The organism is Streptomyces sp. NPDC056628 (genome assembly GCF_042792555.1).
Taxonomy (GTDB): domain Bacteria; phylum Actinomycetota; class Actinomycetes; order Streptomycetales; family Streptomycetaceae; genus Streptomyces.
Genome location: NZ_JBHTWG010000033.1, coordinates 19,827 through 45,426 on the forward strand (window position 1 = coordinate 19,827; position 25,600 = coordinate 45,426).

A 25,600-nucleotide genomic window follows, 5' to 3' on the forward strand; every position below is an offset into this window, starting at 1 on the left:
AATCCACGCCATAAGCCCCGAACGGCACACTCAACGCCCTTGACAATGCCCAGCACTTGAGCCACTACTGTTCCTTGCGCAGCGAATCTGACAACGTTGTCCCGCGCGCAGGGAGGGTACCTGGTGAAGCAGCAGAGAGCTCGGCACAGATGGGGTACGGCGGTCGTGTCGGCGACCGCCTTCGCTTTGACCGTGGGCTCGCAGGGCGCAGCGGTGGCCCTGCCCCAGGCCCCCGCGGCGGCCGACCGGGAGTTCGCGTCCTCGTTCGAGGCGGACGACCCCGCACCCGACTGGCTCAATACCGTCGACACCGGGCCCGGCGGCGCGAAACGCGCGTCCGGGGTGGACGGCGGGTACAGCAGCGGCATCCCGGGCAACGTGACCGACCACGTCACGGACGTACGGGCGAACGGGGAGAACTCCGGCGCCGGCGAGGTGAAGGAGAACCTCGCCGACGGGGAGCCCAGCAGCAAGTGGCTGGTGTTCGAGGCCACCGGCTGGGTGGAGTTCGACCTCGACAAGCCGGCGAGGATCACCAAGTACGCGCTCACGTCGGCGAACGACTTCGCCGAGCGCGACCCGCGGGACTGGACCCTGAAGGGCTCCTCCGACGGCAAGGAGTGGAAGACGGTCGACACCCGTTCGGGTCAGACCTTCTCCGAGCGGTTCCAGACCAAGACGTACGACCTCGCCGAACCGGCCGAGTACCGGCACTTCCGGCTGGAGATCACCAGGAACAACGGCGCCTCCGGCGTCCTGCAGCTGGCCGACGTCCAGTTCTCCACGGGCGGCGACGACGGCCCGGTGCCGCAGGACATGCTCTCCCTCGTCGACCGCGGCCCGAGCGGCTCGCCGACCGCCAAGGCGGGCGCCGGCTTCACCGGCAAGCGGGCCCTGCGCTACGCGGGGCGGCACACGGCGGACGGGCGCGGCTACTCGTACAACAAGGTCTACGACGTGGACGTGGCCGTCGGCCGCGACACCCAGCTGTCCTACCGGGTCTTCCCGGCGATGGCGGACGGCGACCGCGACTACGACGCCACGAACGTCTCCGTCGACCTGGCCTTCACCGACGGCACCTACCTCAGCGACCTCGGCGCCGCCGACCAGCACGGCTTCCCCCTCTCGCCGCGCGGTCAGGGCGAGGCCAAGGTGCTGTACGTCAACCAGTGGAACAACGTCGCCTCCCGGATCGGCTCGGTCGCGCGCGGCAAGACCGTCGACCGGATCCTGGTGGCGTACGACTCCCCCAAGGGCCCGGCGAAGTTCCGGGGCTGGCTGGACGACGTGGCGCTGAAGGAGGTCGCGCCCGAGAAGCCGAAGGCGCACCTGTCCGACTACGCGCTCACCACCCGCGGCACCCTGTCCAGCGGCGGCTTCTCCCGGGGCAACAACTTCCCGGCGACCGCCGTGCCGCACGGCTTCAACTTCTGGACCCCGGTGACCAACGCGGGCTCGCTGAGCTGGCTGTACGACTACGCCCGCGCCAACAACGCGGACAACCTGCCGACGATCCAGGCGTTCAGCGCCAGCCATGAGCCCAGCCCCTGGATGGGCGACCGGCAGACGTTCCAGGTGATGCCGTCGGCCGCCTCCGGCACCCCGGACACCGGGCGCTCGGCGCGCGCGCTCGCCTTCGAGCACGAGAACGAGATCGCGCGGCCGTACTACTACGGGGTGCGGTTCGAGAACGGGCTGAAGGCGGAGATGGCGCCGACGGACCACGCGGCGGTGCTGCGCTTCACCTACCCCGGTGACGACGCGAGCGTCCTGTTCGACAACGTCACCGACCAGGCGGGGCTGACCCTCGACAAGGAGAACGGCGTCGTCACCGGCTACTCGGACGTGAAGTCCGGGCTGTCGACGGGCGCGACCCGCCTCTTCGTCTACGGCACCTTCGACAAGCCCGTGACCGACGGGGCCTCCAGCGGCGTGAAGGGGCACCTGCGCTTCGACGCCGGGGACGACCGCACCGTGACCCTGCGGCTCGCCACGTCCCTGATCAGCATCGACCAGGCCGAGGACAACCTGCGCCAGGAGGTCGACGGCGCCTCCTTCGAGGCCGTGAAGGCGCGCGCCCAGCGGCAGTGGGACAAGCTGCTCGGCAAGGTGACCGTGGAGGGCGCGACGCCGGACCAGCTGACCACGCTGTACTCCAGCCTGTACCGGCTGTACCTGTACCCGAACTCCGGCTTCGAGAAGGTCGGTTCGAAGTACCAGTACGCGTCGCCGTTCTCGAGGATGCCGAACCCGGACACCCCGACGCACACCGGCGCGAAGATCGTCGACGGCAAGGTGTACGTCAACAACGGCTTCTGGGACACCTACCGCACCACCTGGCCGGCGTACTCGCTGCTCACGCCGGGTCAGGCGGGCGAGATGGTCGACGGCTTCGTGCAGCAGTACAAGGACGGCGGCTGGACCTCCCGCTGGTCCTCGCCGGGCTACGCGGACCTGATGACGGGCACCTCCTCGGACGTGGCGTTCGCGGACGCGTACGTCAAGGGCGTCGGCTTCGACGCGAAGGCGGCGTACGACGCGGCCGTGAAGAACGCGACCGTCGTGCCGCCGTCGTCCGGTGTGGGCCGCAAGGGCATGGCGACGTCGCCCTTCCTCGGCTACACCAGCACCGAGACGCACGAGGGCCTGTCGTGGGCGCTGGAGGGCTACCTCAACGACTACGGCATCGCGAGGATGGGCCAGGCGCTCTACAAGAAGACGGGCGACAAGCGGTACAAGGAGGAGTCCGAGTACTTCCTCAACCGCGCGCAGGACTACGTCAACCTCTTCGACGCGAAGGCCGGCTTCTTCCAGGGCCGGGACGCCAAGGGCGACTGGCGGGTCGAGTCCTCGAAGTACGACCCGCGCGTGTGGGGCTACGACTACACGGAGACCAACGGCTGGGGCTACGCGTTCACGGCGCCCCAGGACAGCCGGGGCCTCGCGAACCTCTACGGCGGCCGCGGCGGTCTCGCGGACAAGCTCGACACGTACTTCGCCACCCCGGAGACGGCCTCACCCGACTTCGTCGGCTCCTACGGCGGGGTCATCCACGAGATGACGGAGGCGCGGGACGTCCGGATGGGCATGTACGGGCACTCCAACCAGGTCGCGCACCACGTGAACTACATGTACGACGCGGCCGGTCAGCCCTGGAAGACGCAGCGGAACGTCCGTGAGGTGCTGTCGCGGCTGTACGTCGGCAGCGAGATCGGGCAGGGCTACCACGGCGACGAGGACAACGGCGAGCAGTCGGCCTGGTACCTGTTCTCCGCGCTGGGCTTCTACCCGCTCGTGATGGGCAGCGGCGAGTACGCGATCGGCTCGCCCCTGTTCACGAAGGCGACGGTCCACCTGGAGAACGGCCGCAAGCTGGTCGTGAAGGCGCCGAGGAACAGCGCCCGCAACGTGTACGTCCAGGGCCTGCGGGTCAACGGCGTGCCGTGGAAATCGACGTCGCTCCCCCACTCGGTGATCGCGAAGGGCGGTGTCCTGGAGTTCGACATGGGCGCGAAGCCGTCCTCGTGGGGCTCCGGCAAGAACGCGGCGCCCGTCTCCATCACCCAGGACGACAAGGTGCCCACGCCCCGCGCCGACCTGGTGAAGGGCGAGGGCGCGCTGTTCGACGACACGTCCGCCACACAGGCGGCCGTCACCTCGGTGGACCTGCCGGTGGCGAAGGCCGCCAAGGCCGTGCAGTACACCCTGACGTCGCCGTCGGACCGCGCGAAGGCACCCACCGGGTGGACGCTGCAGGCGTCGAAGGACGGCACCGAGTGGAGGACCCTGGACGAGCGCACCGGGGAGACCTTCACCTGGGACCGGCAGACCCGGGCCTTCTCGGTGAAGTCGCCGGGCACGTACGCGAAGTACCGCCTGGTCCTCACCGGTGAGGCGACCCTCGCGGAGGTCGAACTGCTCGGCTGAGCGGGCTGCGCGGGAAACACACGCGGGGTGTCGGTCCGGTCGGACCGGCACCCCGCGCATGTCCTGGACGCGGGCGCATATCGCTGGTGACAGATGGTGAGCGCCATGCCTATGATGCGGGCGATGAAGAACTTCTCCTCTCGTGGATTGGGGGAATCGTCCGCGCAAGGTGAGTGCTGATGGCACCTCACTTCGCGCCCGCGATTCCGACCCGCCTGTCGATGTGGCAGCGCGTACGCGAGTACGCCGTGCCACCGTCCATGATCGAGACCGCGACCGCGCGGCGTCTCGCCGGCGACTGGGCCGGGGCCTGTGCCGCCGCCCGCGTCGACGTCGATCTCGATCTGCGCGCCGTGCGCACACGCCACGGCACCGAACTCGCCGCCCGTCTCCGCGCGGACCTGCGCCGGCTGGCGCCGGACCTGCTGCGCTGGCACATGCCCCGGATCGCCCCCGACGGACGGCTCCGCCCCGGCCTCAGCCTCTCCCTGGCCCGCTATCCGGGCTCCCTGCACCTCGTGGTCCGTACGCCGCCGGCGTGGGCGGACGCCGGACAGCGGATGTCGCTGTCCCTGTGGGACGAGTCCGGCGGCGGGCCCCCCTGGCGGCACCATCCGCACCCGCACCCGGACCGGCGGTTCCGGCTCGATCTGCACCGGCATCTGTGGGACGCCGGGCGCAGTGGCGAGCTGACCCGCCGCTGCGGTGCGGGCGAGGACCCCGACTCCCCCTGGGCCAGCAGGAGTTGGGCCGCCGAGGCCGAGCTGCTGCTGCGGGCCGAGGGGCTCGGCCCTCGTGGGGCGTTCACCGTGCGGCTGGGCACGCGGGACCGGGCAGTACTGCAACTCGTCGCGCCCGACGACAGTCATGTGCCCGGCGTGCGGCCCCTCGCGCTGCCCGCGGGGGATGTGGCCGCGCTTCCGGTGCTGCCGGAGGCGGCGGCACGGGTCCTGCCGGATCTGGAGCTGCTGCGGGCCGGGCTGATCGCGGCGGACCGGCTGCATCCGCTGGTCGCCGCGGCGCTCCCGGCGTCCGGTCCGGCACCGGTGAGCCGCCCGGTTCCGGAGGTCGCCGATCCGCATCGGGTGGAGTGCCGGGGCGAGGTGCACCGGATCGCGCTGCGCGACGGGGTGCTGACCGCCGTCGACCACGACCCCGCCGAAGTGCGCCGGGAGGAACTGCTGGTGGCGCTCGGCGGGCCGCCCCTGGCCTGTCTGCGGGCGATCGACGCCGTGCACCGCAGCCCCGAGCAGTTGCCGGCGGTCCGGGAGCGGCTGCGCCACGGTGACGTCAGCGGGGCGCTGGCCGTCGTCGAGGGGCTGCTCGGCCCGGGTGCCGTGCTGCGGGACGGGCCGCTCCGGGAGGAGCTGGAGTCGGCCTTGGCCCGCCGTGTCGCACACGGGCTGTTCCGCTCCGGGCTGGTCCCCGAGCACCCCGCCGCCGGTGGCGGGGCCGACGCGGGCGCGCCCCGACTCGGCCGGCGGACCCCTCCCGTCTGGCGCCACAAGCGCGCCAGCCGGACCCGGCCGCGCACCGGCCTGGCCGCCTGACCCCTTTCCCGTTCAGCCGTGACGGCTGCCCGCTCTCTCCACCCAGTGTGTTTCCACACACGCGTCTCTCCGCACACGCGTCTCTCCACACACCTGTCTCTCCACACACCTGGTGATGCCCATGACCTCCCCTGCCCTCATGCCCGCCGTCGATCCTCGACTCGCCGTCTCCGAGAGCCTTCTGACGCTCCTACGGAGCACGGCCACCGAGCCGCGCCCCGACGAGCAGCTCGAAGCGCTCACCCTCGCCGTCGCGGCCGATCTGCCGGTCCTGCTCTGGGGCGAACCGGGCATCGGCAAGACCGCGGCCCTCACCCAGCTCGCCGCGTCCCTCGACCTTCCGCTGACCACCGTGATCGCCAGCGTCCACGAGCCCACCGACTTCTCCGGACTGCCCATCGTGGGCGAAGACCCCGCCGTGCGCGGGGTGCCGATGGCACCGCCGCAGTGGGCCGTGGAGCTCGTACGGGCCGGGCGCGGCCTGCTCTTCCTGGACGAGTTGTCCACCGCGACCCCGGCCGTGCAGGCCGCGCTGCTCAGGGTCGTACTGGAGCGGAAGGTCGGCGCTCTGCAACTGCCGCCCGGCGTAAGGATCGTGGCCGCCGCCAACCCGCGCGCGTCGGCGGCGGACGGGTGGGAGCTGAGCCCGCCGCTGGCCAACCGGTTCGTCCACCTGTACTGGGTGCACGACAAGGACGTGGTGGTGCGCGGCCTCGGCGGGGTCTGGCCCCGCGCCGAGCTGCCCCGGCTGGACCCGGAGCGGCTGCCGGAGGCGGTGGCGCTGGCCCGGCGCGCGGTGTGCGGCTTCCTCGAAGCGCGGCCCACATTGATCCACCGTCTGCCCGGCAGCGAGACGCGGCGCGGCGGGGCCTGGCCCTCGCCCCGGAGCTGGGAGGCCGCGCTGACCCTGCTGGCCTTCGGCACGGCGGCCGGGGTGTCCCGGGACGTGCTGGCGCTGCTGGTGCGGGGCGCGGTGGGAGACGGGCCGGGTCTGGAACTCCTCGCCCACCTCGACCGGATGGACCTGCCGGACCCGGAGCTGCTGCTGGCCGACCCGGACGAGGCCGAGCTGCCCGAGCGCGGCGACCTCAGGCAGGCCGCGCTGGAGGCGGTGGTGGCCGCCGTGGGGGCCCGCCCGGAGCGGGAGCGCTGGGAGGCGGGCTGGGCGGTACTGGTCCGCGCCCTGGAGACGGGGGCGCCGGATCTGCTGGTGGCCCCGGCCAAGGCGCTGGCCGCGGTGCGGCGCGACGACTGGCAGGTCCCGGCGGCGGTGGAACGGCTGGCCTCGGTCGTCGGCCTGTCCGAGCGGGTGGAGCGGTCGGTGGCGGTCGCACGGGCACCGAAGGGACGGCGATGACCGGGATCGCGGACGCCGCGCGGCCCGTGCCGCGGCCGATGCCCCCGCCTTCCCCGCCGCGCCCGGTACGGGTCACGGTCCCCACGGCGCCGGCCGGGCGCCGCGACTCCGCCCACCCGCCCGGACTGCCGCTCGACCGGGACAAGCTGATGGCCGCCCGGCTGCACGCGGTGGAGGTCCGGCCCTATCTGGCCGCCGCGCTCTTCGCGCTCCACGTGGTGGAGGACCGCTCGGTGCCGACGATGGCGGTCGACGCGCACTGGCGCTGCTACGTCTCCCCCGGCTTCGTGGCCCGCACGCCGGTGGAGGAGCTGGCGGGCGTCTGGGTGCACGAGGTCTCCCATCTGCTCCGGGACCACCATGAGCGCGGCCTGCGCCACGCGCGCGAGCACGAGGCGTACGGGCCGGGCGAGCGGTTGCGCCGGAACATCGCCGCCGACTTCGAGATCAACGACGACATCTACGGCGACGGCCTGCTCCGGCCGGCCGGGGCGGTGCTGCCGTCGCTGCTGGGGCTGCCCGAGGGGCTGCTGATGGAGGAGTACCTGCGGACGTCCTCCATGACCGGGCTCACCTCGGACCTGTCCTGGCTGGACTGCGGCGGCGGCGCCGACGGCGAGCCACGGCCGTGGGAGCTGGGGCCCGAGGGCGCGGACGGACTGACCCGGCAGCAGCGGGACGCGGTGCGTTTCCGGGTCGCCGAGGGCATCAAGGGCCGGCCGGGCGAGGCTCCGGAGGGGTGGCGGCGGTGGGCCGACGAGGCGTTCCATCCGCCGCAGCCGTGGCGGCAGTTGCTGGGCGCGGCCGTGCGGTCGGCGGCCGGGGCGCCGGGGGCGGGCGAGAACCACAGCTACCGGCGTCCGTCCCGGCGCTCGACCGCCGTCCCCGGGGTGGTGCTGCCGAGTCTGCGCCGCACTCCGCCACGGGTGTGCGTGGTGATCGACACCTCGGGTTCGGTGAGCGACGCCGAGCTGGGCGGCGCTCTGCTGGAGGTGGCGGCGATCGCGCGGGCGGTGGGCGGGCGGCGGGATCTGGTCTCGGTGATCTCCTGCGACGCGGCGGCCGGGATCGCCGTGCCGATCTGCCGCGCGGAGGCCCTCGAGCTGATCGGCGGCGGGGGCACGGATCTGCGCTCCGGCTTCGCGCGGGCGCTGCGCTCCCGGCCCCGCCCGGACGTGATCGTCGCGCTGACGGACGGCCAGACGCCCTGGCCGTCCGGGCAGCCGCCCTGCCGTACGGTCGTCGGGCTCTTCCCGCGTCCGGCCCGCGCCGTGGACGAGAACGACCCGGACTACGTGCCGGACGCCCCGCCGCCCTGGGCGCGGGTCGTCACCATCGGCTGAGGCCGGGTGAGCGTACGGCGGAGGGCCGCATCCCCGTCTCCGGGAATGCGGCCCTCCGCCGTGCCGTACCGCTTGCTCGCGGCGCGCGGACCGCCTACTTGCGGAGCAGGCTGCGCAGCACGTACTGCATGATGCCGCCGTTGCGGTAGTAGTCGGCCTCACCGGGGGTGTCGATGCGGACGACCGCGTCGAACTCGACGCCCGTGTCGGTGGTCACCTTGACCGTGCGCGGCGTGGTGCCGTTGTTGAGCTCCTCGACGCCGGTGAAGGAGAAGGTCTCCTCGCCGGTGAGGCCCAGGGTCGCGGCGGTCTGGCCCTCGGGGAACTGCAGCGGCAGGACGCCCATGCCGATGAGGTTCGAGCGGTGGATGCGCTCGTACGACTCGGCGATGACGGCCTTGACGCCGAGGAGCGCGGTGCCCTTGGCGGCCCAGTCGCGGGACGAGCCGGAGCCGTACTCCTTGCCGGCCAGGATGGCCAGCGGGATGTCCTGCTCGATGTAGTTGCGCGAGGCGTCGTAGATGAACGACACCGGACCGCCGTCCTGGGTGAAGTCGCGGGTGTAGCCGCCCTCGGTGCCCGGCGCGATCTGGTTGCGCAGGCGGATGTTGGCGAACGTACCGCGGATCATGACCTCGTGGTTGCCGCGGCGGGAGCCGTAGCTGTTGAAGTCGCGGCGCTCGACGCCGTGCTCCGTGAGGTACTTGCCGGCCGGGGTGTCGGCCTTGATGGCGCCGGCCGGGGAGATGTGGTCGGTGGTGACCGAGTCGCCCAGCTTGGCGAGCACGCGGGCACCGGTGATGTCGGTGACCGGGGCGGGCTCCATCTGCATGCCCTCGAAGTAGGGGGGCTTGCGGACGTAGGTGGACTCCGGGTCCCACTCGAAGGTGTCGCCGGTCGGGATCGACAGGGCCTGCCACTGGGCGTCGCCCGCGAAGACGTCCTGGTAGGACTTGGAGAACATGTCCTCGCCGATGGCGTTGGCGACGACGTCGTTGACCTCGGCCTCGGAGGGCCAGATGTCCTTCAGGTAGACCGGGTTGCCGTCCTGGTCGACGCCCAGGGCCTCCTTGGTGACGTCCACCTTCATGGAGCCCGCGAGGGCGTACGCGACGACCAGCGGCGGGGACGCCAGGTAGTTCATCTTGACGTCGGGGTTGATCCGGCCCTCGAAGTTGCGGTTGCCGGAGAGGACCGAGGTGACCGCGAGGTCGTGGTCGTTGACGGCCTTGGAGACCTCCTCCGGCAGCGGGCCGGAGTTGCCGATGCAGGTGGTGCAGCCGTAGCCGACCAGGTTGAAGCCGACCTTGTCGAGGTACGGCGTCAGGCCCGCCTTGTCGAAGTAGTCGGTGACGACCTTCGAACCCGGGGCGAGGGTGGTCTTGACCCACGGCTTGCGGGTCAGGCCCTTCTCCACGGCCTTCTTCGCGACGAGCGCGGCGGCGACCATGACGTACGGGTTGGAGGTGTTGGTGCAGGAGGTGATGGCGGCGACCGTCACGGCACCGTGGTCGATCTCGTACGTCGAGCCGTCGGGGGCGGTCACGGTGACCGGGTTGGACGGGGCGCCGTTCGGGATGGTCGACGGGGCGTCGGAGCCGGGGAAGGACTCCTTGCTGGCCTCATACTCGTCGGTGACGTAGTTGCGGACGTCCTGCTTGAACTGCTCGGCGGCGTTCGCGAGGACGATGCGGTCCTGCGGGCGCTTCGGGCCGGCGATGGACGGGACGACCGTGGAGAGGTCGAGCTCCAGCTTCTCGGAGAAGTCCGGCTCGGCCTTCGGGTCCAGCCAGAGGCCCTGCTCCTTGGCGTAGGCCTCGACGAGCGCCAGCTGCTGCTCGGAGCGGCCGGTCAGCTTCAGGTAGTTGATGGTCTCGGCGTCGATCGGGAAGATCGCGGCGGTGGAGCCGAACTCGGGCGACATGTTGCCGATGGTGGCGCGGTTGGCCAGGGAGGTGGCGGCGACGCCCTCACCGTAGAACTCGACGAACTTGCCGACCACACCGTGCTTGCGGAGCATCTCGGTGATGGTGAGCACGAGGTCGGTGGCGGTGGTGCCGGGCTGCAGCTCACCGGTCAGCTTGAAGCCGACGACGCGCGGGATCAGCATGGAGACCGGCTGGCCGAGCATGGCGGCCTCGGCCTCGATGCCGCCGACGCCCCAGCCCAGGACGCCGAGGCCGTTGACCATGGTGGTGTGCGAGTCGGTGCCGACGAGGGTGTCGGGGTACGCCTGGCCGCCGCGGACCATGATCGTGCGGGCCAGGTGCTCGATGTTCACCTGGTGGACGATGCCGGTGCCCGGCGGGACGACCTTGAAGTCGTCGAAGGCGGTCTGGCCCCAGCGCAGGAACTGGTAGCGCTCCTTGTTGCGGCCGTACTCCAGGTCGACGTTCTGCTTGAAGGCGTCGGACGTGCCGAACTTGTCGGCGATGACGGAGTGGTCGATGACCATCTCGGCCGGCGAGAGCGGGTTGACCTTCGACGGGTCGCCACCGAGGGCCTTGACGGCCTCACGCATGGTCGCGAGGTCCACGACACAGGGCACGCCGGTGAAGTCCTGCATGATCACGCGGGCCGGCGTGAACTGGATCTCCTGCGACGGCTGGGCCTGGGAGTCCCAGCCGCCCAGGGCGCGGATGTGGTCGGCGGTGATGTTCGCGCCGTCCTCGGTGCGGAGGAGGTTCTCCAGCAGCACCTTCAGGCTGTAAGGGAGGCGCGCGGAGCCCTCGACCTTGTCCAGCCGGAAGATCTCGTACGACTCGTCGCCCACCTGCAGCGTGCTGCGGGCGTCGAAGCTGTTCGCCGACACGACAGTCTCCTTCATTGATGTGCGCGTACCACCACGATCCTGCCGCGACGACCTGTCGGCCGATCCACTAAGGTAGGGCTAACTTAGGTAACCCTTACCGTACGGACGGCCGCGCCGCGCGGCTGCGGTGCACCTCGGCAGATATCTCGATGTCGAGATAACTCTAGTACATGGGGCCCGGATGGTCATGCCCTGGGGTGCGGCGAGCCCGTACACCCGGAGTCACGCGGGCCCTCATTGCATGACCATGCGAGATGATGCATACTCTTCCTATGTCCAAGGTCCTCACCTCCCTGCCCACCGGCGAACGGGTCGGCATCGCCTTCTCCGGCGGTCTCGACACCTCGGTCGCGGTCGCCTGGATGCGCGACAAGGGCGCCGTCCCGTGCACCTACACCGCCGACATCGGCCAGTACGACGAGCCCGACATCGCCTCGGTGCCCGGCCGCGCCAAGGCCTACGGCGCCGAGGTCGCGCGTCTGGTCGACTGCCGCGCGGCCCTCGTCGAGGAGGGGCTGGCCGCGCTCACCTGCGGCGCGTTCCACATCCGCTCCGGCGGGCGCGCGTACTTCAACACGACGCCGCTGGGCCGCGCCGTCACCGGCACCCTGCTGGTGCGGGCGATGCTGGAGGACGACGTCCAGATCTGGGGCGACGGCTCGACCTACAAGGGCAACGACATCGAGCGGTTCTACCGCTACGGCCTGCTCGCCAACCCGCACCTGCGGATCTACAAGCCCTGGCTGGACGCGGACTTCGTGACCGAGCTCGGCGGCCGCAAGGAGATGTCGGAGTGGCTGGTCGCCCACGGCCTGCCGTACCGGGACGCCACGGAGAAGGCGTACTCCACCGACGCCAACATCTGGGGCGCCACCCACGAGGCCAAGACTCTGGAGCACCTGGACACCGGCATCGAGACCGTCGAGCCGATCATGGGCGTCCGGTTCTGGGACCCGTCGGTCGACATCGCGACCGAGGACGTGACGATCGGCTTCGAGCAGGGCCGCCCGGTCACCGTCAACGGCAAGGAGTTCGCCTCCGCCGTCGACCTGGTGATGGAGGCCAACGCCATCGGCGGCCGCCACGGCCTGGGCATGTCCGACCAGATCGAGAACCGGATCATCGAGGCCAAGAGCCGCGGCGTCTACGAGGCGCCGGGCATGGCCCTGCTGCACGCCGCGTACGAGCGGCTGGTCAACGCGATCCACAACGAGGACACCCTCGCCCAGTACCACAGCGAGGGCCGGCGGCTCGGCCGGCTGATGTACGAGGGCCGCTGGCTGGACCCGCAGGCACTGATGATCCGCGAGTCGCTCCAGCGCTGGGTCGGCGCCGCGATCACCGGCGAGGTGACGCTGCGGCTGCGGCGCGGCGAGGACTACTCGATCCTCGACACCACGGGCCCCGCGTTCTCCTACCACCCGGACAAGCTCTCCATGGAGCGCACCGAGGACTCCGCCTTCGGCCCCGTCGACCGCATCGGCCAGCTGACCATGCGCAACCTCGACATCGCCGACTCCCGCGCCAAGCTGGAGCAGTACGTCGGCCTCGGTCTGATCGGCACCGGCAGCCCCACCATCGGCGCCTCCCAGGCCGCCGCGACCGGCCTCATCGGCACCATGCCGGAGCTGCCCGAGGGCGGCGCCGAGGCGATCGCCTCGCGCGGCGAGGTGTCCGAGGAGGACGCGCTGCTGGACCGCGCCGCGATGGAGTCCGGCACGGACTGACCGGCAGGGACCGACCGGCACCAGGGGACGGACCCGCGAAGGGCCCGGTACGACGCACGGCGCGTCGTACCGGGCCCTTCCCGTGCGCTTCTCCATGGAACCGAACCGGGCATGCCTTAGCGCGCCAAGTCGGGGTAAGCGGGTGAACACCTGACCGACTGAAGACCGACTGGAAAGGGAGGCGCGCATGCCCCTCACGTTCCGCAAGAGCTTCCAGATCCTTCCGGGCGTACGGCTGAACATCAACCGCCGCTCCTGGTCCATCACCACGGGCGGCAAGAACGGCCCGCGACACACCCACAGCAGCACCGGACGTCGTACGACATCGATGGATTTGCCCGGTCCTTTCGGATGGCGGCGCACCCGTTCCGCCAAGGGGCGTTGACGGCCCGTCACCCGAATGGACCCCCCTGAGGGGTGCCATCTCATATGTGAGATAGCCTCAGCCTCATGGCAGACGACTACCTCGTACGCATCGGCAGGCTCATCCGTGACGCCCGGCAACACCGTGGCTGGACACAGGCGCAGCTCGCCGAGGCGCTCGGCACCTCTCAGAGCGCCGTCAATCGCATCGAGCGCGGCAACCAGAACATCAGCCTTGAGATGATCGCCCGTATCGGCGAGGCCCTGGACAGCGAGATCGTGTCCCTGGGATACGCCGGTCCGATGCATCTCCGGGTCGTCGGCGGACGTCGGCTGTCGGGTTCCATCGACGTCAAGACGAGCAAGAACGCGTGTGTGGCGCTGCTGTGCGCCTCCCTGCTCAACAGGGGGCGCACAGTGCTGCGCCGGGTGGCCCGGATCGAGGAGGTCTACCGCCTCCTCGAGGTCCTCAACTCCATCGGCGTGCGCACCCGTTGGATCAACGGCGGCGTCGACCTGGAGATCGTGCCGCCCGCCGAGCTGGACATGGCCGCGATCGACGCCGAGGCCGCCGTGCGCACCCGGTCGATCATCATGTTCCTCGGCCCGCTGCTGCACCGCATGAACCACTTCAAGCTGCCCTACGCGGGCGGTTGCGACCTCGGTACGCGCACCATCGAGCCGCACATGATCGCGCTGCGCCGCTTCGGCCTGGACGTGGCGGCGACCGAGGGTCAGTACCACGCCATGGTCGACCGGTCCGTACGGCCCGACCGGCCGATCGTACTGACCGAGCGCGGCGACACCGTGACGGAGAACGCGCTGCTGGCCGCCGCGCGGCACGACGGCGTCACCGTCATCCGCAACGCCTCCTCCAACTACATGGTCCAGGACCTCTGTTTCTTCCTGGAGGCGCTCGGCGTCCGGGTGGAGGGCATCGGCACCACCACGCTGAGCGTGCACGGTGTGCCGACCATCGACGTCGACGTCGACTACTCGCCGTCCGAGGACCCGGTCGAGGCGATGAGCCTGCTGGCCGCCGCCGTGGTCACCGAGTCCGAACTGACGGTGCGCCGGGTACCGATCGAGTTCCTGGAGATCGAGCTGGCGGTCCTGGAGGAGATGGGCCTCGACCACGACCGCACCCCCGAGTACTTCGCCGACAACGGCCGCACCCGGCTGATCGACCTGACGGTCCGTCCCTCCAAGCTGGAGGCGCCGATCGACAAGATCCACCCGATGCCGTTCCCCGGCCTGAACATCGACAACGTGCCGTTCTTCGCGGCCATCGCGGCCGCCGCGTCCGGCAAGACCCTGATCCACGACTGGGTCTACGACAACCGCGCCATCTACCTGACCGACCTCAACCGCCTCGGCGGCCGCCTCCAGCTCCTGGACCCCCACCGCGTTCTGGTGGAGGGCCCGACCCGCTGGCGCGCCGCCGAGATGATGTGCCCGCCGGCCCTGCGCCCCGCCGTGGTCGTGCTGCTGGCGATGATGGCGGCGGACGGCACGTCCGTACTGCGCAACGTGTATGTCATCAACCGCGGTTACGAGGACCTGGCGGAGCGGCTGAACTTGATCGGGGCGCAGATCGAGATCTTCCGGGACATCTGAGAGCTCTCAGAACACCGGTGCCACCAGATCGAGGAAGCGGAGCAGGAAGAATCCGGCGATGAGCACGGATCCGATCAGGACGAGGGCGAGCCAGAAGTACGGGTGCTCCCAGACGCCACCGTCCGGACGTTCTTCGTGCGCCTCGGCGATCGAGCCCTCCGCGGGGGGCGTCTCAGTCGGCCTGTTGAGTGGTTCGGTCACGTTGCTCACCGCTTTCCTCTCGTAGGCGGGCGCCATTCGGGCGTCCGCCCGTCGCCAGTGCCCTCGGGACTCTGCGTGGCGGGCAGCAGGTGACGCTCCCACCCTGGGTCCGGGAGGGCGGCGGCCGCCTCGCGTTCGCGTGCCGCCTGCTTCGGGTGCCGGAGCTGCCAGTACGGGTTGTCGTGGGACAGCTTGCTGGACACCCGCCCGTACATCCCGAACGTGGCGATGATCAGTCCCATGACGAAACTGAAGATCACGTTGGTCATGCCGAAGTCGAGGATGTTGGCGGGACGGTCCAGTACGAAGACGTGCGCGAAGCCGCTCAGTACGAAGAGCGCGCCGACCGTCATGTTGAGGACGGAGGCGAAGTTGCCGCCGACCACCGCGCCGGCGAGCAGCGCGAGACCGACGACGGTGGAGATGACGCTGAGGGCGACGTTGGTGGTCATGCCGACGATCGTGTCGCCGGCCGTGTCGAACGGGCTCAGCGCGTCGGCGAAGCCGAGTCCCGCGAAGACCAGCAGGACGACGCCGCAGAAGCCTGCGCCGTACCGGTAGACGCTGGCCAGATGGTGATCGACGGGCAGTTCGTCTTTGAGCTTCATGCCCCTTTTTCGCCCTAAATGCGTTCTTTGGATGCGTATGAGAATTATTTGAGCGAAGACGCCTCCCCGAACCGCTGCCGCCCGTCACGCGCCCCCCTGCACGAAGCACATACAACGCGTGTCGCTTGCGTCGTTTGTCGCTTCCAGCACTGGGTGACCAGCGCCCGGCACGGTCGCGTCGCCGCTGACCGGCTGCGACTACAAGATCGGCGGCGGCAGTTCCGCCGTTTCGCTCAGCTGGGCCCAGACCGTCTTGCCGTGGCGGGCGTGGCGGGTGCCCCACTGTTCGGCGAGTTGGGCGACCAGGAGCAGGCCGCGGCCGCCCTCGTCGAAGACGCGCGCGCGGCGCAGGTGCGGGGTGGTGCTGCTGGCGTCGGAGACCTCCAGCAGCAGGCCCCGGTCGTGGATGAGGCGCAGGCTGATCGGGGGGCGGCCGTAGCGGATGGCGTTGGTGACCAGCTCGCTGACGACCAGTTCGGCGATGAAGTCGATGTCGCCGAGTCCCCAGGCGGCGAGTTGGCGGGAGACGGCGCCGCGCGCGCGGGCGACTTCCGCGGGATCGGGCTCGAGGTCCCAGGTGGCGACGCGGTCGTCCCCGAGGGCGTGGGTGCGGGCGAGGAGCAGGACGATGTCGTCGTCCGGCTTGGTGGAGGGCAGCAGGGCCGACAGGACGGTGTCGCAGGCCGCGTCCAGGCTGGGCGCGGGCCGGGCGAGAACCTCCCGGAGGGCGGCGAGCCCGCCCTCGATGTCGTGCGCCCTGGCCTCGATCAGGCCGTCGGTGTAGAGGGCGATGAGGCTGCCCTCCGGCAGATCGATCTCGACCGTCTCGAACGGCAGGCCGCCGAGGCCCAGCGGCGGGCCGGGCGGCAGGTCGAGGAGTTCCGCCTGGCCGTCGCACACCACCACGGCCGGGGGCACATGGCCGGCCCGGGCGAGGGTGCAGCGACGGGAGACGGGGTCGTAGACCGCGTACAGGCAGGTGGCGCCGATGTCGCCGTCGGTTGGACCGTCCTGGTCGCCGGACTCCTCGGCGGACAGCCGCAGCACGACGTCGTTCAGATGGGTGAGGAGTTCGTCGGGCGGCAGGTCGATGTCGGCCAGGGTGCGTACCGCGGTCCGCAGCCGGCCCATGGTGGCGGCGGCACGGATGCCGTGGCCGACCACGTCCCCGACGACGAGGGCCACCCGCGCGCCGGACAGCGGGATGACGTCGTACCAGTCGCCGCCGACCCCGGCGTCCGAGCCGGCCGGCAGGTAGCGGTAGGCGACGTCCACGGCCGACTGCTCGGGCGCGTTGCGCGGGAGGAGGCTGCGCTGGAGCGTGAGGGCGGTGGAGCGGGCATGGGTGTACCGGCGGGCGTTGTCGACGGCGACCGCGGCCCGGGCGGCGATCTCCTCGGCGATGAGGAGGTCCTCGTCGTCGTAGCGGGCGGGGGTGGAGCAGCGGTGGAACTCGGCGAGACCCAGCGTGGTGCCCCGGGCGCGCAGCGGCACCACCAGCGTGGAGTGGATGCTGCGCGGGTCCTGGGACCGGTCGTGCTGGTGCCGGGAGGGCCGCCCGGTGACCAGGGCACGCTCGGTGGGGGAGCCGTCACGGCAATGGTGGACCTCCTGCGGCCGGACGTCCGGTTCGGAGCCCTCGGCGTCCGCGGGCACCTGGGCCATCCGGCGGAGCAGGAAGGGCCTCTGCACGACGGCGTCCTCCCCGCGCAGCAGGGGGTCGAGGAGGTCCACGGTGACGAGGTCGGCGAGGCGTTCGGCGGCGAGGTCGGCCAGTTCCTGCACGGTGCGATCGATGTCGAGGGTGGTCCCGATGCGCATGCTCGCCTCGTTCACCAGCCTCGACCGCCAGCGCAGCCGGCGGTCCCGTTCCTCCTGGAACGCCTCCACGCCCTGTTCGGAGACGCGGTCCACGTAGATGGTCGACACGGTGGTCAGCGCCCGGGCCGCCGCGCTGACCTGCTGGGCGTCGCCGCTGAGCCGGGGCAGCTCTTCCAGGAGCCGGTCGTTGACGATGGCCTGGGCCAGGCGGAACGCGCGCAGGACGGCGCTCAGCGGGGTGCCGTGGCGGGCCAGTCCCAGGGAGTGGGCGGTGTCGGCGGCCGGCAATTCGATCCGGCTCGGTTCGATCTGACGTTCGAGGACGGAGAGCGCGGTGGTGACGTGGTCGAAGATGTTCTGGGACATGGCGCGGGCGACGTCGGGCGCTTCGTAGAGGGCCGGAAGTTCGCGCCGCAGGCACTGCTCCACCTCGGCGGAGAGCTCGCCGGCGCGCCGCCCGAGCTCCTGTGCCGCTCGCGAGAGAAGTTGGCCGGCCGAGGAATCCACACAGACGACGGTACGCCGCTCGGGCCGCCGTCTCAGACCGGGGTGGCGCGCGGGAGGCCCCTCGCCGACCAGGGCGCCACCCGATCGGCCGTACGGGGCGGGCTTCACCCGTCCGCGGAGGAGTTCTCCGGCGTCCTCGCGGCCCGCGCCCCGCGCCGCGCCCACCGGGTCGGCGGGGCGCGGCGGGGCGGTCCCCCGCGGGCGTGGGCCGGGTGGCCGTCAGGCCTTCACGAGGGTCGCGTTCTTCTTCAGCTTCGCGTGGAAGTACGGCAGGGACAGCCCACCCAGCACGTCCACGGGGCGCAGCTCGACGAGGGTGGCCTCGACGTCCGCCTTGCCGGCCCTGAGCGTGGACGGGGTGGGGGTGCCCTCGTTCACCCAGCGGTGCTTCTTGCCGTCGCACTCGGCGAGGGTGCCGCCGATGGCGTGGCGGGTGCCGGACTTCCGCTGGGCCACGGAGGCGCTGACGAAGACGGGGCCCTCGGCGTCGGCGCAGCGGTAGGTGCCCGACACCGTGACGGTGCCGTCGGCGGCCAGGCGGATCTTCTTGTCGACGGTCACGGACTCCGTCACCTCGGTGGTGGAGTCGGTGTCGGCGGCGGGGGCCGAGGGAGCGGCGGCCAGCAGGAGCAGGACGGCGCCGGCGGTGGCGGCGAGCGCGGGGCGCAGGGGCATGGGATGACCTCCCGGTGGGCGGAGTGGGGCGTTCCACTCGTACCCGGCGAGGGGGTCCGGGGACGTGATCGTCACCCCTTCGGTGGCGAGTCCGCCCCGACCGTCGCGGGGCGGTCAGGGAGTTGTCCGCGGGGTGTCACGGTTCGCGACGGGCCGTTCCGGGGCGGGCGCGACGGGAGCATGGTCGAACCACACGGACGGCCCCCACGGCTCGTCCGGTCCATGTGGAGGTGCGCCATGTGTTCCCACCGGTCCTCGTGCCCGTCCGCCCAGGTTGGCTCCGCACATGTGGTCGCGGCACACGTCCCTGCCGCCCATGTGGTCGCGGCACACCCCGAGCAGGGCTGGAGCCTGTTGTGCGACGGCTCGATCGTGTTCGACGACAGCGGTGCGCTGCTGCCCGACGGCAGTGTGGTGGCGCCGCACCGGGTGCCGGCCGCCCGCCTGGCGCAGGCGGCGTGAGCCGACGGATCAACGCGGTCCCGGAGGAGGACGCCGGTTACGGCAGGACGGCGAAGCCGTCCAGCTCCACCAGTGCCCGCTCGTCCCACAGCCGGACGACCTCGACGACCGCCATCGCCGGGTAGTCGCGTCCGGCCAGGCGCCGCCAGACGCGGCCCAGTTCCCGGGCCTGGTCGCGGTAGGCCGCCACGTCGGTGGCGTACACGGTGACGCGGGCGAGGTCGGCCGGGGTGCCGCCGGACGCCGCGAGCGCCGTCAGGAGATTGGCGAGCGCCCGCTCGAACTGCTCCGGCAGCGTCCGTCCGGTCACCTTCCCGTCGGCGTCGAGCGCGGTCTGGCCGGCCAGGAACACCACCCGTGAGCCGGTGGCGACGACCGCGTGCGAGAAGCCCGTGGGCGGGGACAGGTCGGGCGGGTTCACGCGCTCGGCGGTCACCGGACGGCCTCCTCGCAGGCGTAGATCTCCTTGGCGATGATGCCGCGCTGCACCTCGCTGGCGCCCTCGTAGACGCGGGGGGCGCGCACCTCGCGGTAGAGGTGTTCGAGCAGGTGGCCGCGGCGCAGGGCGCGGGCGCCGTGCAGCTGGACGGCCTGGTCGACGACGTACTGCGCGGTCTCGGTGGCGAGGAGTTTCGCCATCGCCGCCCGCTTCGGGACGTCCTCGGCACCCTCGTCGTACGCCGTGGCCGCCGCGTACACCATGAGGCGGGCCGCCTCGGTGCGCAGGGCCATCTCGGCGACCTGGTGGGCGACGGTCTGGAGGTCCTTCAACTTCCCGCCGAAGGCGTCCCGTTCCGCGGTGTGGGCGAGCGTCGCGTCGAGGGCGGCGCGGGCCATGCCGACGGCGAAGGCGCCGACGCTGGGCCGGAACAGGTTGAGGGTGCCCATGGCGACCCGGAAGCCGCGGTCGACCTCGCCGAGCACGTCGTCGGCGGTGACGGGCACGGCGTCGAAGGTGAGGGCGCCGATGGGGTGCGGGGACAGCATGTCGAGGCTCGTCCCGCCGAGGCCGGGGCGGTCCGCGGGGACCAGGAAGGCGGTGACACCGCGAGCGCCGGCGCCCGGCGTGGTGCGGGCGAAGACGGTGTAGAAGTCGGCCTCGGGGGCGTTGGAGATCCAGCACTTCTCGCCGGTGAGCCGCCAGCGGGCGGCGCCGTCGGGCTCGGCGGATGGTGGGGGCGCAGCCGGGGGCGTCTCCGTCACCGGCCCTTCCTCAGCCCGTAGTTCCAGGGCCGCCGCGTCCGAGCCGGCCGCCGGCTCGCTCAGGGCGAAGGCGGCGATCGCGGTGCCCTCGGCCACGCGGGGCAGCCAGCGGTCCCGTTGGGCCTGAGTGCCGTGGGCGTGCACGGGGTGGGCGCCCAGACCCTGGAGGGCGAGCGCGGTCTCGGCCTCGGTACAGGCGTAGGCGAGGGACTCGCGCATCAGACACAGGTCGACGGCGCCGGAGGTGAACAGGCGCTCCAGCAGCCCGAGCTGCCCCAGTTCGGCGACGAGCGCGCGGTTGACGTGCCCGGGTTCGCCCTTCTCCGCGAGGGGGCGCAGCCGTTCGTCGGCGAGGGTGCGCAGCTCGGCGCACCAAGCGGTCTGGGGTGGATCGAGCGAGAATGCGGGCATTGCCGACCTCCTGCGGGCCGCCCCCGGCGGACCGTTCTCGACGGGCCCCGACGAACCTTCTCGACGGGCCCCTCGACGATATCGCGCCCCATTGACTGCCGTCACCAACACGATACGCTCCTGGTGCGAGCCCACACGAAGCCCACGAGGCAAGGGGGGCGAAACCGCCATGGCCGGTCTGCACCGCTCCGCGCACGTCGACACCTTCGCCCGGGACCATCTGCCCCCGCCCGACCAGTGGCCGGAGCTCGTCTTCGACCTGCCGGGGCTGCACTACCCCGACCGGCTCAACGCCGCCGCGGAACTGCTGGCGGGGCCCGACGGCGACCGGCCCGTGTTCCACACCCCGGCCGGCGCCCCATGGACGTACGCCACACTGCGCGCCCGTGTCGACCGCATCGCCCATGTGCTCACCGGGGAGCTCGGGGTCATACCCGGCAACCGGGTCCTGTTGCGCGGCCCCACCACGCCCTGGCTCGCGGCGTGCTGGCTGGCGGTGCTCAAGGCGGGCGCGGTGGCCGTCACGGTGCTGGCCCAGCAGCGGCCGCACGAGCTGCGGACCATGTGCGAGATCGCCGAGGTCCGGCACGCGCTGTGCGACGTCCGGGCCGTCGACGACCTCGCCAAGGCCGAGGTGCCGGGGCTGCGCATCACGACCTACGGCGGTGACGGCCCCGACGACCTGCTGCGCCGGCCCGCGCCCGACACGCCGTACCGGGCCGCCGACACCGCCGCCGACGACGTCGCGCTCATCGCCTTCACCTCCGGGACCACCGGACGGCCCAAGGGCTGTCTGCACTTCCACCGGGATGTGCTCGCGATCGCCGACACCTTCTCCGCCCATGTGCTCCGGCCCCATGAGGACGACGTCTTCGCGGGCAGTCCCCCGCTGGGGTTCACGTTCGGGCTGGGCGGGCTCGTGGTCTTCCCGATGCGGGCGGGCGCCAGTGCCCTGCTGCTGGAACAGGCGGGGCCCCAGCAGTTGTTGCCGGCGATCGCCGAGCACCGGGTGTCCGTGCTGTTCACCGCTCCGACCGCGTACCGGGCGATGCTCGACGCGCTCGACGGGCACGACGTCTCCTCGTTGCGGCGCTGTGTCTCCGCGGGCGAGAACCTGCCCGCCGCCACCTGGCGGGCCTGGCACGAGCGGACCGGACTGCGGATCATCAACGGCATCGGCGCCACCGAACTGCTGCACATCTTCATCTCGGCGGCCGACGAGCGGATCAGGCCCGGGACGACCGGGGTCGCCGTGCCCGGCTGGCAGGCGCGCGTCGTCGACGCCGAGGGCCGGGAGGTGCCGGACGGGGAACCGGGGCTGCTGGCCGTGCGCGGGCCGGTGGGCTGCCGTTATCTCGGCGACCCCCGCCAGCGCGAATATGTGCGCCACGGCTGGAACGTCACGGGCGACACGTATGTCCGCGACGGCGACGGCTACTTCCGGTACGTCGCGCGCGCCGACGACATGATCATCTCAGCCGGGTACAACGTCGCGGGCCCGGAGGTCGAGGAGGCCCTGCTGCGGCACCCGGACGTGCTGGAGACGGCGGTCGTGGGGCGTGCCGACGAGGCACGCGGCCAGGTCGTCGTGGCGTACGCCGTGGTCAGGGAGGGGGCGCGCCCGGACGCGGAGGCGCTGCGCGCGTTCGTCAAGGCCGAGTTGGCGCCGTACAAGTGCCCGCGGGAGATCGTCTTCCTGGACGCGCTGCCGCGCACCGCGACGGGCAAGCTCCAGCGGTTCCGGCTGCGCGGTGCCGGCGACCGGCCCGGCGACCGGCAGTGATCCGCACGACCTAAGATGATCAACGTGTCCGACCAGCATGCACCACGGTCTCTCATCGTCACGCTCTACGGCGCCTACGGCCGCCACATGCCCGGCCCGGTACCCGTGGCCGAGCTGATCAGACTGCTGGCGGCGGTGGGCGTCGACGCGCCCTCCGTCCGCTCGTCGGTGTCCCGGCTGAAGCGGCGCGGCCTGCTGCTGCCGGCCCGGACGGACCGGGGCGCGGCGGGATACGAACTGTCGCCCGAGGCACGCCAGTTGCTGGAGGACGGCGACCGCCGTATCTACGCCACGGCACCGCCCGAGGACGAGGGCTGGGTGCTCGCGGTGTTCTCGGTGCCGGAGTCGGAGCGGCAGAAACGGCACGTCCTGCGCTCCCGGCTGGCCGGGCTGGGCTTCGGCACGGCGGCGCCGGGTGTGTGGATCGCGCCCGCCCGGCTCCATGAGGAGGCCCGGCACAGTCTGGAGCGGCTGCGTCTCGACCCGTACGTGGACTTCTTCCGCGGGGAGCACCTCGGTTTCTCGCCGACCGCCGAGGCCGTCACCCGCTGGTGGGACCTGGCCGCGATCGCCAAGGAGCACGAGGCGTTCCTCGACCGGCACGCGCGCGTGCTGCACGCCTGGGAGCGGCGGGCGGACACCGATCCGGAGGAGGCGTACCGCGACTATCTGCTCGCCCTGGACTCCTGGCGGCACCTGCCGTACACCGATCCGGGGCTGCCCGCGCCGCTGCTGCCGCCGGGCTGGCCGGGCGCGCGGTCGGCCGCCGTCTTCCGCGGGCTGCATGAGCGACTGCGCGACGCGGGGGCCACGTACGCCGGTCTGTGACGCGGGGGCCGTGTACGCCGGTCTCTGACGCGAGGGCCGTGTACGCCGGTCTGTGACGCGGGGGCTCGGACGGTTCGGCGCAGCGTACGCCGGTCCGTGAGGCTCCCGGCGGTGTTCAGCCGCCGAGGGTGAGGCGGGGTTTCGGGGCGTCGGTGCGTCCGGTCTGCGGGCGGCGGCTGCCCGCCCGGTAGGGGGCCGGCCAGACGGCGCCCGGACCGTCGTACGCCTGCTCGGCGGCGGCGTGCAGGGTCCAGTGCGGGTCGTAGAGGTGGGGCCGGGCGAGGGCGCACAGGTCGGTGCGGCCGGCGAGGATCAGGGAGTTGACGTCGTCCCAGGACGAGATGGCGCCGACGGCGATCACCGGGCGGCCGGTGGCGTGCCGGATCCGGTCGGCGTACGGCGTCTGGTAGGACCGTCCGAACTCGGGCCGTTCGTCGGCGACGACCTGGCCGGTGGAGACGTCGATGGCGTCGGCGCCGTGCTCGGCGAAGGCGCGGGCGATGTCCACGGCGTCCTCGGCGCTCGTGCCGCCCTCGGCCCAGTCGGTGGCGGAGATGCGGACGGTCATGGGCCGCTCCTCGGGCCAGACGGCGCGCACGGCGTCGAAGACCTCCAGCGGGAAGCGGAGCCGGCGGTCGAGGGAGCCGCCGTAGGCGTCCGTGCGCCGGTTGGTGAGCGGGGAGAGGAAGCCGGAGAGCAGGTAGCCGTGCGCACAGTGCAGTTCGAGGAGGTCGAAGCCGGCGCGGGCGGCCCGCCAGGCGGCGGCCGTGAACTGCTCGCGGATGTCGGTGAGCTGGGAGCGGGTGAGCTCGCGCGGCGTCCGGGAGTCCGGCCGGTACGGGATCGGGGAGGCGGCGACGAGCGGCCAGTCGCCCTCCTCCAGCGGCTCGTCCATGCCCTCCCACATCAGCTTGGTCGAGCCCTTGCGGCCGCTGTGGCCGAGCTGCACGCCGATGGCGGTGCCGGGTGCCTGGCTGTGCACGAACCGTACGACGCGTTTCCACGCCTCGGCCTGCCTGCTGGTGTAGAGGCCCGCGCAGCCGGGGGTGATGCGCCCCTCGGGGCTGACGCACACCATCTCGGTCATCACCAGGCCGGCGCCGCCGAGGGCGCGGGCGCCGAGGTGGACGAGGTGGAAGTCGCCGGGGACCCCGTCGGTCGCGGAGTACATGTCCATCGGGGACACCACGACCCGGTTGCGCAGGGTCAGTCCGCGCAGCCGGAACGGGGTGAACATGGGGGGCGTGCCGGGCGGGCAGCCGAAGTCGCGTTCCACGGCCTCGGTGAAGGACGCGTCGCGCAGCCGCAGGTTGTCGTGGGTGACGCGGCGGCTGCGGGTGAGCAGGTTGAACGCGAATTGGCGAGGCGGCTGGTCGAGGTAGAGGCCGATGTTCTCGAACCATTCGAGGCTGGCGCGGGCGGCGCGCTGCGTGGAGGCGACGACGGGCTTGCGTTCCGCCTCGTAGACGGCGAGCGCGCCGGTGACGTCGGGTTGTTCGGTCAGGCAGGCGGCGAGCGCGAGGGCGTCCTCGACGGCGAGTTTGGTGCCGGAGCCGATGGAGAAGTGGGCGGTGTGGGCGGCGTCTCCGAGGAGGACGACGTTGCCGTGCGACCAGTGCTCGTTGACGACGGTGCGGAAGCCGGTCCAGGCCGACTTGTTGGACTTCAGGGGGCGTCCGCCGAGGGCGTCGGCGAAGATCTTGGCGCAGCGCGCGAGGGACTCCTCCTCGTCGAGTTCGTCGAAGCCGGCGGCCCGCCACACCTCTTCGCGCATCTCGACGATGACGGTGGACGCGTCGGCGGCGTAGGGGTAGCCGTGCAGCTGCATCACGCCGTGCTCGGTCTCGGCGATCTCGAAGCGGAAGGCGTCGAAGGCGAAGTCGGCGGCCAGCCAGATGTAGCGGCAGCGGTGGGTGGCCACATGGGGGCGGAACACATGGCTGTAGGTGTCGCGGATGGTGCTGTGCACACCGTCCGCGGCGACGACGAGGTCATGGGTCGCGGCCAGCCGGTCCACGTCCGGGGCCTTTGAGCGGAACCGGAGTTCCACGCCGAGGTCGCGGCACCGGTCGTGCAGGATCTGCAGGAGGCGTTTCCTGCCGAGGGCGGCGAAGCCGTGCCCGCCGGAGGTCTGGCGGGTGCCGGCGCGCACGATGTCGATGTCGTCCCAGCGGACGAAGTGCTCCTGGAGGGCGGTGTGCACCACGGGGTCGGCGTGCTCGATGCCGCCGAGGGTCTCGTCGGAGAGGACCACGCCGAAGCCGAAGGTGTCGTCGGGGGCGTTGCGCTCCCAGACGGTCACCTGGCGCGCGGGGTCGAGGCGCTTGAGGAGCGCCGCCGCGTAGAGGCCGCCGGGGCCGCCGCCGACGACGGCGACGCGCAGGGGGCTGTCCGGGACGGCCATG

General features: G+C 72.0%; 18 protein-coding genes. 10 read left to right on the top strand and 8 right to left on the bottom strand.

Going from position 1 to position 25,600, the window contains the following annotated elements:
- Nucleotides 1–186: 186 nt before the first annotated feature.
- The 4 genes from ACFRAC_RS29430 to ACFRAC_RS29445 all read left to right on the top strand — a co-directional run bounded on the left by ACFRAC_RS29430 (nucleotide 187) and on the right by ACFRAC_RS29445 (nucleotide 8,177).
- A complete protein-coding gene (locus tag ACFRAC_RS29430; RefSeq protein ID WP_382934553.1) occupies nucleotides 187–3,927 on the top strand; it encodes a GH92 family glycosyl hydrolase in 3,741 nt (1,246 codons plus the stop codon).
- 179 nt (nucleotides 3,928–4,106) lie between these two features.
- Nucleotides 4,107–5,477 carry a hypothetical protein gene (locus ACFRAC_RS29435; protein ID WP_382934364.1) on the top strand — a complete coding sequence of 457 codons (1,371 nt, stop codon included), beginning with the start codon at nucleotides 4,107–4,109 and terminating at the stop codon, nucleotides 5,475–5,477.
- A 121-nt stretch (nucleotides 5,478–5,598) separates the two neighbouring features.
- Entirely contained in the window at nucleotides 5,599–6,834 is a 1,236-nt protein-coding gene (locus ACFRAC_RS29440) for an AAA family ATPase (protein ID WP_382934369.1), read from the top strand.
- Nucleotides 6,831–8,177: a VWA-like domain-containing protein gene (locus ACFRAC_RS29445; RefSeq protein ID WP_382934373.1), complete on the top strand. Its 1,347-nt coding sequence runs from the start codon at nucleotides 6,831–6,833 to the stop codon at nucleotides 8,175–8,177. The genes ACFRAC_RS29440 and ACFRAC_RS29445 overlap by 4 nt, the downstream gene beginning before the upstream one ends.
- Before the next feature lie 94 nt (nucleotides 8,178–8,271).
- Here the strand turns inward: ACFRAC_RS29445 and acnA are convergent, their stop codons facing one another.
- The gene (gene acnA / locus ACFRAC_RS29450) at nucleotides 8,272–10,989 is read right to left on the bottom strand and encodes an aconitate hydratase AcnA (protein ID WP_382934377.1); all 2,718 of its coding nucleotides are present in this window, start codon (nucleotides 10,987–10,989) and stop codon (nucleotides 8,272–8,274) included.
- Between the two features lie 272 nt (nucleotides 10,990–11,261).
- Between acnA and argG the strand changes: the two genes are divergently transcribed.
- From argG to ACFRAC_RS29465, 3 genes are all read left to right on the top strand, one after another.
- Complete coding sequence (argG, locus tag ACFRAC_RS29455) at nucleotides 11,262–12,716, top strand: argininosuccinate synthase (RefSeq protein ID WP_382934383.1); 1,455 nt, start codon at nucleotides 11,262–11,264, stop codon at nucleotides 12,714–12,716.
- A 187-nt stretch (nucleotides 12,717–12,903) separates the two neighbouring features.
- Nucleotides 12,904–13,101 carry a DUF4236 domain-containing protein gene (locus ACFRAC_RS29460; protein ID WP_382934387.1) on the top strand — a complete coding sequence of 66 codons (198 nt, stop codon included), beginning with the start codon at nucleotides 12,904–12,906 and terminating at the stop codon, nucleotides 13,099–13,101.
- A 65-nt stretch (nucleotides 13,102–13,166) separates the two neighbouring features.
- Complete coding sequence (locus ACFRAC_RS29465; RefSeq protein WP_382934391.1) at nucleotides 13,167–14,696, top strand: helix-turn-helix domain-containing protein; 1,530 nt, start codon at nucleotides 13,167–13,169, stop codon at nucleotides 14,694–14,696.
- Between the two features lie 6 nt (nucleotides 14,697–14,702).
- On the opposite strand, the gene ACFRAC_RS29470 is transcribed toward ACFRAC_RS29465, so the two are convergent.
- The 4 genes from ACFRAC_RS29470 to ACFRAC_RS29485 all read right to left on the bottom strand — a co-directional run bounded on the left by ACFRAC_RS29470 (nucleotide 14,703) and on the right by ACFRAC_RS29485 (nucleotide 18,508).
- Nucleotides 14,703–14,897: a DUF6480 family protein gene (locus ACFRAC_RS29470; protein ID WP_382934394.1), complete on the bottom strand. Its 195-nt coding sequence runs from the start codon at nucleotides 14,895–14,897 to the stop codon at nucleotides 14,703–14,705.
- Nucleotides 14,898–14,902: 5 nt separating this feature from the next.
- Complete coding sequence (locus ACFRAC_RS29475; RefSeq protein ID WP_382934397.1) at nucleotides 14,903–15,505, bottom strand: DUF4383 domain-containing protein; 603 nt, start codon at nucleotides 15,503–15,505, stop codon at nucleotides 14,903–14,905.
- 198 nt (nucleotides 15,506–15,703) lie between these two features.
- Nucleotides 15,704–17,833, bottom strand: coding sequence for a SpoIIE family protein phosphatase (locus tag ACFRAC_RS29480; RefSeq protein ID WP_382934400.1), 2,130 nt, complete (start codon nucleotides 17,831–17,833; stop codon nucleotides 15,704–15,706).
- A 219-nt stretch (nucleotides 17,834–18,052) separates the two neighbouring features.
- Nucleotides 18,053–18,508 carry a DUF6299 family protein gene (locus ACFRAC_RS29485; protein ID WP_382934405.1) on the bottom strand — a complete coding sequence of 152 codons (456 nt, stop codon included), beginning with the start codon at nucleotides 18,506–18,508 and terminating at the stop codon, nucleotides 18,053–18,055.
- Between the two features lie 237 nt (nucleotides 18,509–18,745).
- On the opposite strand from ACFRAC_RS29485, the gene ACFRAC_RS29490 reads away from it, so the two are divergent.
- Entirely contained in the window at nucleotides 18,746–18,970 is a 225-nt protein-coding gene (locus tag ACFRAC_RS29490) for a DUF5999 family protein (protein ID WP_382934410.1), read from the top strand.
- A 37-nt stretch (nucleotides 18,971–19,007) separates the two neighbouring features.
- Here the strand turns inward: ACFRAC_RS29490 and ACFRAC_RS29495 are convergent, their stop codons facing one another.
- Together ACFRAC_RS29495 and ACFRAC_RS29500 are read right to left on the bottom strand one after the other, a co-directional pair.
- Nucleotides 19,008–19,406 (bottom strand): RidA family protein, encoded by a 399-nt coding sequence (locus ACFRAC_RS29495; protein ID WP_382934414.1) that lies wholly within the window; start codon nucleotides 19,404–19,406, stop codon nucleotides 19,008–19,010.
- Nucleotides 19,403–20,584: an acyl-CoA dehydrogenase family protein gene (locus ACFRAC_RS29500; protein ID WP_382934417.1), complete on the bottom strand. Its 1,182-nt coding sequence runs from the start codon at nucleotides 20,582–20,584 to the stop codon at nucleotides 19,403–19,405. Before ACFRAC_RS29500 ends, ACFRAC_RS29495 begins: the two co-directional genes overlap by 4 nt.
- A gap of 169 nt (nucleotides 20,585–20,753) precedes the next feature.
- Here ACFRAC_RS29500 and ACFRAC_RS29505 point away from each other — a divergent pair, with 169 nt between their 5' ends.
- On the top strand, nucleotides 20,754–22,367 hold the full coding sequence (locus tag ACFRAC_RS29505) for an AMP-binding protein (protein ID WP_382934420.1): 1,614 nt from the start codon (nucleotides 20,754–20,756) through the stop codon (nucleotides 22,365–22,367).
- Between the two features lie 15 nt (nucleotides 22,368–22,382).
- Nucleotides 22,383–23,195: a PaaX family transcriptional regulator C-terminal domain-containing protein gene (locus ACFRAC_RS29510; RefSeq protein ID WP_382934423.1), complete on the top strand. Its 813-nt coding sequence runs from the start codon at nucleotides 22,383–22,385 to the stop codon at nucleotides 23,193–23,195.
- Between the two features lie 115 nt (nucleotides 23,196–23,310).
- Here the strand turns inward: ACFRAC_RS29510 and ACFRAC_RS29515 are convergent, their stop codons facing one another.
- Nucleotides 23,311–25,599: a bifunctional salicylyl-CoA 5-hydroxylase/oxidoreductase gene (locus ACFRAC_RS29515; protein ID WP_382934556.1), complete on the bottom strand. Its 2,289-nt coding sequence runs from the start codon at nucleotides 25,597–25,599 to the stop codon at nucleotides 23,311–23,313.
- Between the last annotated feature and the right edge of the window lies 1 nt (nucleotide 25,600).

Excerpts from the sequence above, each read along its gene's own strand:
- ACFRAC_RS29475 (WP_382934397.1), bottom strand. The coding sequence starts at position 15,505 with ATGAAGCTCAAAGACGAACTGCCCGTCGATCACCATCTGGCCAGCGTC.
- ACFRAC_RS29440 (WP_382934369.1), top strand. The coding sequence starts at position 5,599 with ATGACCTCCCCTGCCCTCATGCCCGCCGTCGATCCTCGACTCGCCGTC.
- ACFRAC_RS29445 (WP_382934373.1), top strand. The coding sequence starts at position 6,831 with ATGACCGGGATCGCGGACGCCGCGCGGCCCGTGCCGCGGCCGATGCCC.
- ACFRAC_RS29435 (WP_382934364.1), top strand. The coding sequence starts at position 4,107 with ATGGCACCTCACTTCGCGCCCGCGATTCCGACCCGCCTGTCGATGTGG.
- ACFRAC_RS29485 (WP_382934405.1), bottom strand. The coding sequence starts at position 18,508 with ATGCCCCTGCGCCCCGCGCTCGCCGCCACCGCCGGCGCCGTCCTGCTC.
- argG (WP_382934383.1), top strand. The coding sequence starts at position 11,262 with ATGTCCAAGGTCCTCACCTCCCTGCCCACCGGCGAACGGGTCGGCATC.
- ACFRAC_RS29490 (WP_382934410.1), top strand. The coding sequence starts at position 18,746 with ATGTGTTCCCACCGGTCCTCGTGCCCGTCCGCCCAGGTTGGCTCCGCA.
- ACFRAC_RS29510 (WP_382934423.1), top strand. The coding sequence starts at position 22,383 with ATGATCAACGTGTCCGACCAGCATGCACCACGGTCTCTCATCGTCACG.
- ACFRAC_RS29505 (WP_382934420.1), top strand. The coding sequence starts at position 20,754 with ATGGCCGGTCTGCACCGCTCCGCGCACGTCGACACCTTCGCCCGGGAC.
- ACFRAC_RS29500 (WP_382934417.1), bottom strand. The coding sequence starts at position 20,584 with ATGCCCGCATTCTCGCTCGATCCACCCCAGACCGCTTGGTGCGCCGAG.
- ACFRAC_RS29460 (WP_382934387.1), top strand. The coding sequence starts at position 12,904 with ATGCCCCTCACGTTCCGCAAGAGCTTCCAGATCCTTCCGGGCGTACGG.
- ACFRAC_RS29515 (WP_382934556.1), bottom strand. The coding sequence starts at position 25,599 with ATGGCCGTCCCGGACAGCCCCCTGCGCGTCGCCGTCGTCGGCGGCGGC.
- ACFRAC_RS29465 (WP_382934391.1), top strand. The coding sequence starts at position 13,167 with ATGGCAGACGACTACCTCGTACGCATCGGCAGGCTCATCCGTGACGCC.